Below are 6,730 nucleotides of genomic sequence, written 5' to 3'. Positions count from 1 at the left end.
ATGATGCCGAGAATGCCGTACACCATCGTGTAACCCAACGCGATGATGGCGTACACACTGCCGAGCACCAGCCCGTTCAGAATTTGTTGGACAAAAATGTCCATGTCACTCCCAAGAGTTGATTACTATTGGATCGGCATGCGAGAACGCCGATTACTCGTCGTTCTCGCTCGAAGTATCACTGCGTCGGACTGAGGTTATCGCCCGACACTTTGTACACGGTCACCGGCGCATCAATCCATTCACCGTTCTTGTCGAACGCGACCTTTCCGACCAGCGTCGAGAACTGGATTTGCTTGAGCATCGGAACGAACTTTTCGGGGTCCGTCGAATTCGCCGCCTTCATCGCCTGCGCGACCACCATCGTGGCCGAATAGAATGCCGGCGAGTAAACATCGTTCTTCACACCGAATTGCTTTTCATACCGCGCCGCGAATTCCGGACCACCGGGCAACGTCGCGAGCGGTGCGCCGCCTTCGGCGCAATACCCCCGCCCATTCAGCGTTCCGGCAGCCAGCTTCGGCATATCGACCGAGCAGATCCCGTCCCCGCCTAGCACCGGAACCGCAAGACCCAACTGCTTGGACTGTCGCCCGATGGCGGCTGCCTGCGCGTAGTACCCGCCGTAGAAGATCGCGTCCGGGCGCTGAGCCTTGATGTGCGTCAGAATCGCGTTGAAGTCCGTTGCCTTGTCGTTGGAATATTCCCTGGCGACGACGTCGATACCGTTCTTCTTCGCCGTCGCGGCAAACACGTCAGCTACGCCTGATCCGTATGCCGTGCGATCGTCGATCACCGCCACGCGTTTTGCATGCAATACCTTTGCCGCATATTCGGCCATGCGTGCGCCCATCACGTTGTCATTGGCCGCAAGCCGGAAGACATACGGGAAGCTCTGCTGCGTGATCGCCGGATTTGAAGCGGCGCCGGTAATCATCGGAACACGCGCATTGTTGTAGATGCGGGACGCGGGAATGGTCACGCCGGAGTTGTAGTGGCCGATGACCGCCTTCACACCCGAATCGACGAGCTTCTGAGCGACAGAGACGCCCGTTTTGGGATCTGCAGCATCGTCCTCGGACAGCATTTCGAACTTGATGGATTGACCGTCGACGACGATCGGCGTCCGATTCAGCTCTTCAATCGCCAGCCGCACGCCTCGCTCATCGTCCTTGCCGAAATTCGATTGGCCGCCCGTCAACGGGCCCGCGACACCGATCTTGACAGTCTGATCCGCATGCGCGGCAGAAATCAATGCGGGGCTGATTCCCCCGAGCAACAGGGTGGCGATGGTGAGTTTGTGACAGTACTTCATGTGAAACCTCCGTGGCGTGGGCAAATTGGGTAGGCGACATGGTTGCAGCGTCAGGAGCGCTGGCACTAGATGGCCGATTGCGCTTGACGTGGGATAGTCAGTCCCGCCAGTGCGGTTCTGCAGATTCCAGAAGCCGCTTGAGCGAACGAAAATGAAGTCGTGCATATTCATCTCGATCACGGGCGAATTCACGAGAAGTCCGGCGAGCCAGTTCGTCGCTCACGCGTTTCAGCGGACGCCCGCTCGACATCGCGAGGATTTGGACCTGGGCGGCTCGTTCGAGGTAGTAGAGATCGTCGAGTGCCGCGGCAATCGAAGGGCCCGTGACTATCACGCCGTGGTGCTCGAGCATCAGGACACGCCTGGAAGACAACGCGGCGGCAATCCGGTCTCCTTCCTGTTCGCTGAGTGCAAGTCCTCCGTATTCCGAATGATCACGGTCGTAGGCAATGCGATCGAAAAAGCGAAGGCTGTTCTGATGGCACATTTCGAGGCGAAAGCCGTCGAGCGTCGTCAGTGCCGTGGCATAAGGCATGTGCGTATGAAGTACGCATGCGGCATCAGGCGAGGCGCGATGAACTCGGGAATGGATGTTGAGCGCGGTTTTCTCGACTCGTCCGACTCCGTCGATTACCGAGCCGGCGGAATCGACGAGCAGCAAATCAGCCGGTCGGATCTCTTCGAAGCTGAGTCCGAACGGATTGATCAGATACGTTTCCCGACTGCCCGGGAGCAAGAGACTGAAATGGTTGCATGTGCCCTCGTGGAAGCCGAGGCGCGCGGCAATGCGAAATGCCGCGGCCAGATCGTCGCGAGCATTCGCGAGCTCATCGGTCTTCGATCCAGGAAAAAAATCGGTGGCGTGTGCCATGGGGTCGTCCAGTGCAAGTATGCGTATGCGATTCCCCTTCAATGTAGTGAATCAAACCTGCACGGATACATGTACACTTTAAAACGAGGGTGACTAACTGTATTGGGTTCGTCGCCTGCACGGTTATATGGGCCGGTATTTTTGATGTGATAGGTGCGGCGATGAAACCGATACTGACGCTCGATCCCCAGGGGGAATCGTCCCTGGTTCAACAGATCGTGGCCGGGCTGACGGCAACGGTGAACGAAAGAACCTGGCGGTCCGGGGCCAAGGTTCCGAGCATCCGCGTATTCGCCGAGGCACATGGCGTGTCGACATTTACGGTCGTCGAAGCATACGATCGCCTGGTGGCGCAAGGCGTCTTGATGGCACGGCGTGGATCCGGCTTTTATGTCGCGGATCGAAGCCGTAGCGAGATACCTCCGACCATCGAGAAACTCAACGAGGAATTCACGAATGGATGGTCGCTGCGTAACGTTCTGGAGGGAACGGAAGGCACGATTCACGCAGGCTCGGGATGGATTCCAGAGGCATGGTTCGACGCGGACGGCCTTGGGCGGGCGCTAAGACAGGTAGCGGCGCAGCCGCGATCGCTATTGGGGTACGGGCACGCAAAGGGGTATGAGCCGTTGCGTGAGCAAATCGTGCGGCAACTTGCGGAACACGAGATCGAGGCAAGTTCCACGGGCATCGTCACTACGCTGGGCGCAAACCAGGCGCTGGATCTCGCCATTCGTCACCTTACGCGCGAGGGCGATACCGTGCTGGTAGACGAGCCCTGCTACAGCGATCTGCTCGTTGCATTGCGATTGCGCAGGATCAAGGCAGTCGGGATTCCGATGACACCCACCGGTCCGGACGTCGTTTCGATGGAGCAGGCGTTCGAGACTCATCGCCCCAAAGTGTTCTTCACCAATACGCGGTTGCATAATCCGACCGGTGCGAGCTACAGCTCGGCATCGGCATTCAAGGTCCTGAAGCTTGCCGAGCGCTACGACTGCATCATCGTCGAGGACGACGTCTCTGCCGGTCTGGTGTCCGGAAATTCAGTCGCGCTCGCGTCCATGGATCAATTGAAACGAGTGGTCTATGTCGGCAGCTTTTCAAAGACCATCGGTGCCGGCCTGCGCGTGGGATTCGTGGCCGCGGAGCCCGCGCTTCTCGAGGGTTTGCTTTACCAGAAGCTGGTGTCCGGAATGTCGACGCCGACGATCACGGAGCAACTGGCACATGCAGTGCTGTCCGAAGGACACTTCAGGAAGCAGGCCGAGCAATTGCGCGATCGTCTCGCTACCGCGCAGGAACGGACCTGTCGCCGGCTTGAATCGATCGGTTTTGAAGTGTTCTGCGAACCTCGATCCGGAATGTTCGTATGGGCACGGCCCGCGGGAATCAATTGCGATTCGGCCGAGCTCGCTGTACGTGCTGTCGACCACAAGATTCTTCTGGCGCCAGGCAATCTTTTCTACGCCACCAATCCAACCAGTAGTTGGCTGCGATTCAATGTTGCGCACTGCAACTTCGATCGTCTTTATGCGTTTCTGGCGCATGCCATTGCACACTGACCCGGTCTCGTCACGAAGCCGCCAGGGAATCGGCGTCGCGCAACGAACCGGTGATCTCTCGAACCCGCTCGAGTCGGCACGCGCATGAGCTAGCGTCCACGCCGTGCGCGGATTTAACTGTGCAGGCAACAAGGCCTCTACAGTTATCTAGCGATCCACCGCAGTGTGCATGTATCTGTTCAGCTCGATTGCATAAATTGACGGACAACACGTCGCCCATGATTTCGATGCGGCGGTAACTCCGATCAATTTTCAGCATGAAAAAGATACGAAATTACAAAGCACTCCTATCGAATGGCGTCGTTTCGTCACGGCGGATCGTACTCGATATCGCGGACCGGACACTCGACAGGCTCGACAGCTACCAGCGCATTCGAAGCATCATGCGCATGGAAGGTAGCGTACTGCATATCGGAACGCGCTCGTGGGATCTTTCGCGCAAGCGAAACGTCTATCTGGTCGGCGCCGGCAAGGCTTGCAACCACATGGCAATGGCAGTCGACCATGTATTGGGTGACCACCTGACGCACGGTATTGCCATCGTGAAAATCCGGGAAGAATCGGACCGTTTCAACAAGACCGAGGTGTTCGTCGGCGGCCATCCCCTCCCGAACGAAGAAGGCCATCGGGCATCGAAGCAAATCATCGAACTCGTCGATCAGGCCGGACCAGACGACTTGTTCATCGCGGTGATCAGCGGCGGAAGTTCGGCGCTCATGTCCTGTCCGATCGAAGGCATCAGCCTGCAGGACGAGATCGATACCACGGACGTGCTGCTGAAATCCGGTGCAGGCATTTACGAGATCAATGCCGTGCGCCGGCACATCTCGGCCTTGAACGGCGGGATGTTGGCGCAGCGCATCCAGCGCACGGGTGCCGAACTGATCGGCTTCGGCATCAGCGACGCGGTCGGATCGCCTGCCACGGGTGACATTTCAGTGCCCTACGCAGCCTACAAAAGCACGCCGATCGGTCCCGACATGACGACCCTGGACGACGCTCGCGCCACGATCATCAATCGCAACGTGGCCGATCGCCTGCCCAAGAGCGTTGTCGACTATCTGATGAACGCAGGCCCCGACGCGGAGACCCCGAAGGCCTTTCCGGACAATACCTACTTCCTGCTCAACACGCTGCCCGACTCCTGCATTTACGCCAAGGCAGTCTGCGAGGAGATGGGTATCCCCGCAATGATCGTGTCGTCGTTCCTTGAAGGAGAAAGTCGCGACGCCGGCACCTTCTTCGCGTCGATGGCGCGCGAAATCCAGACGTACGGCAACCCGATCAAGCCCCCTTGCGTGCTTCTCAGCTCCGGTGAGGTGACGACGCTTATCGACGATAACAGCGTGATCAAGGGGCACGGCGGGCCTGGCCAGGAAATGGCCGCAAGTTTCGCTATCGCGGCGGCCAAAACCACGGGTGCCTGCCTGCTGTCGATCGACAGCGAAGGCACGGACGGCACGGCGACGGTGGCGGGAGGCATGACGGACTCGACCAGCTTCACCGCGGCTGCCGTAAAGGGAATCAACCTCTATCAGGCACTGCGCGAGCACAGCTGCTTCGAAGCACTCGAGTCGATCGACTCCGCCGTTTTCACCGGCAACACCGGTACCAACCTGTGTGACTTGAACATCCTTTATGTTCCTGAACCGAACGGGAGCAAGTGACATGGAAGACAAGATCACATCCGTCCGGGCACTTCAGATCATCGATTGCAAGTGCCGGCCCGCAGTCGAAGTCGAGGTGCGCACCCAAAGCGGTGCGGTTGGTCGAGGTGCGGCACCCACCGGCACTTCCGTCGGGACGCACGAATCGTTCGTCCTGAGGGACGGCGATCCAGCGACCTACGACGGGCTCAGTGTTCATAACGCCGTCGACAACGCGGTCAATGTAATTGGTCCGGCGCTGATCGGCATGAACGTGTTTGATCAGCGAGCGATCGACGAAAAAATGATCGCGCTCGATGGCACACCCAATAAGTCCCGCCTCGGCGGAAACACGATTTACTCGGTATCCATCGCGGCATTCCGTACGGCGGCGAATGCCCGATCGATTCCGCTGTACGCTCACATCGCCGGCCGCGACATCCGGACCGTGCCGGTCCCATGCTTCAACGTGATCAACGGCGGACGATACGATGGGCTCACCCAGCCGTTCAACGAGTTTCTGATCGTGCCGTACGGCACTGACAGTGTCGACTTCGCCATCGAAATGGCGGTGGCCGTGTTTCAGAAGCTTGGCCATGTACTGACCGAATATCTGGGCCACAAACCTCAAGTCGCCAGTTCCTATGGCTACGCCGCTCCTTCGGATGACCCGGAAGTCGTGTTGACGCTGATGCAAAAGGCCATCGATGCCTGTGGCTGTACAGGCCGGATCGCGTTTGCGCTCGATTGCGCGTCAAGCGAGATGTACGACAAGGAAACCCGCACGTATCTGCTGAAAGGCAAACGGGTGTCCACCTCCGAACTCATTGCCTATGCCCGCTTCCTGACCGAGAAATTCAATTTGGTCTTCATCGAGGATTTGCTCGATGAAAACGACTGGGAAGGTTACAGCACGGCGGTTCGAGAAATTCGACGATCGATCATTCTGGGCGACGATCTCACGGTCACCAGTCTCCCGTTACTTGAGCGGGCTTTCGAGACTCGTGCCGTGGACGGGTTCGTGTTGAAGCCGAACCAGGTTGGAACGATCACGGAGGCGATGGACGCCTATCGATTTGCGCTGCAACACGGAATGATCGCGGTGCCCTCGGGCCGCTCCGGTGGTGTCGTGGATGACGTCGTGATGGATTTTTCGGTCGGCCTCGAAGTTCCGCTCCAGAAGAATGGCGCCCCCCGTTCCGGCGAGCGGATCGAAAAGCTCAACTTTCTGTTGCGGGCAAATGCGCGAAGCCCGGGTTGCCGCCTCTACGACATTTCACCACTTCTCCGATTCTGACCACTGAGTCGGGATCGACGCTTGACACCCAACATC

At 58.5% G+C, this 6,730-nt stretch carries 5 protein-coding genes and 1 pseudogene; 3 read left to right on the top strand and 3 right to left on the bottom strand.

The features are described 5' to 3' along the window. The 3 genes and pseudogenes from DIE17_RS31400 to DIE17_RS31390 form a co-directional block, all read right to left on the bottom strand. Positions 1 to 104, bottom strand: a pseudogene (locus DIE17_RS31400) (branched-chain amino acid ABC transporter permease); the annotation flags it as partial. Between the two features lie 74 nt (positions 105 to 178). Beyond that, positions 179 to 1,315, bottom strand: coding sequence for a branched-chain amino acid ABC transporter substrate-binding protein (locus DIE17_RS31395; protein WP_124489027.1), 1,137 nt, complete (start codon positions 1,313 to 1,315; stop codon positions 179 to 181). Between the two features lie 97 nt (positions 1,316 to 1,412). Then, on the bottom strand, positions 1,413 to 2,186 hold the full coding sequence (locus DIE17_RS31390) for an aldolase (RefSeq protein WP_124489026.1): 774 nt from the start codon (positions 2,184 to 2,186) through the stop codon (positions 1,413 to 1,415). A gap of 161 nt (positions 2,187 to 2,347) precedes the next feature. Between DIE17_RS31390 and DIE17_RS31385 the strand changes: the two genes are divergently transcribed. The 3 genes from DIE17_RS31385 to DIE17_RS31375 all read left to right on the top strand — a co-directional run bounded on the left by DIE17_RS31385 (position 2,348) and on the right by DIE17_RS31375 (position 6,694). Beyond that, positions 2,348 to 3,751, top strand: a complete 1,404-nt coding sequence (locus DIE17_RS31385) for a PLP-dependent aminotransferase family protein (protein ID WP_042972937.1) — start codon at positions 2,348 to 2,350, stop codon at positions 3,749 to 3,751. Between the two features lie 257 nt (positions 3,752 to 4,008). Continuing rightward, positions 4,009 to 5,418, top strand: a complete 1,410-nt coding sequence (locus DIE17_RS31380) for a glycerate kinase (protein WP_124921587.1) — start codon at positions 4,009 to 4,011, stop codon at positions 5,416 to 5,418. A 1-nt stretch (position 5,419) separates the two neighbouring features. After that, positions 5,420 to 6,694, top strand: a complete 1,275-nt coding sequence (locus DIE17_RS31375) for a phosphopyruvate hydratase (protein WP_124524130.1) — start codon at positions 5,420 to 5,422, stop codon at positions 6,692 to 6,694. The last annotated feature ends 36 nt before the right edge of the window (positions 6,695 to 6,730 follow it).

This window comes from Burkholderia sp. Bp9099 (assembly GCF_003857805.1).
Lineage (GTDB): Bacteria > Pseudomonadota > Gammaproteobacteria > Burkholderiales > Burkholderiaceae > Burkholderia.
This window is presented reverse-complemented; position numbering and strand designations above follow the sequence as displayed.

Bases quoted from the DNA above. Each gene is read 5' to 3' on its own strand.
- DIE17_RS31395 (WP_124489027.1), bottom strand. From the start codon at position 1,315: ATGAAGTACTGTCACAAACTCACCATCGCCACCCTGTTGCTCGGGGGA.
- DIE17_RS31390 (WP_124489026.1), bottom strand. From the start codon at position 2,186: ATGGCACACGCCACCGATTTTTTTCCTGGATCGAAGACCGATGAGCTC.
- DIE17_RS31385 (WP_042972937.1), top strand. From the start codon at position 2,348: ATGAAACCGATACTGACGCTCGATCCCCAGGGGGAATCGTCCCTGGTT.
- DIE17_RS31380 (WP_124921587.1), top strand. From the start codon at position 4,009: ATGAAAAAGATACGAAATTACAAAGCACTCCTATCGAATGGCGTCGTT.
- DIE17_RS31375 (WP_124524130.1), top strand. From the start codon at position 5,420: ATGGAAGACAAGATCACATCCGTCCGGGCACTTCAGATCATCGATTGC.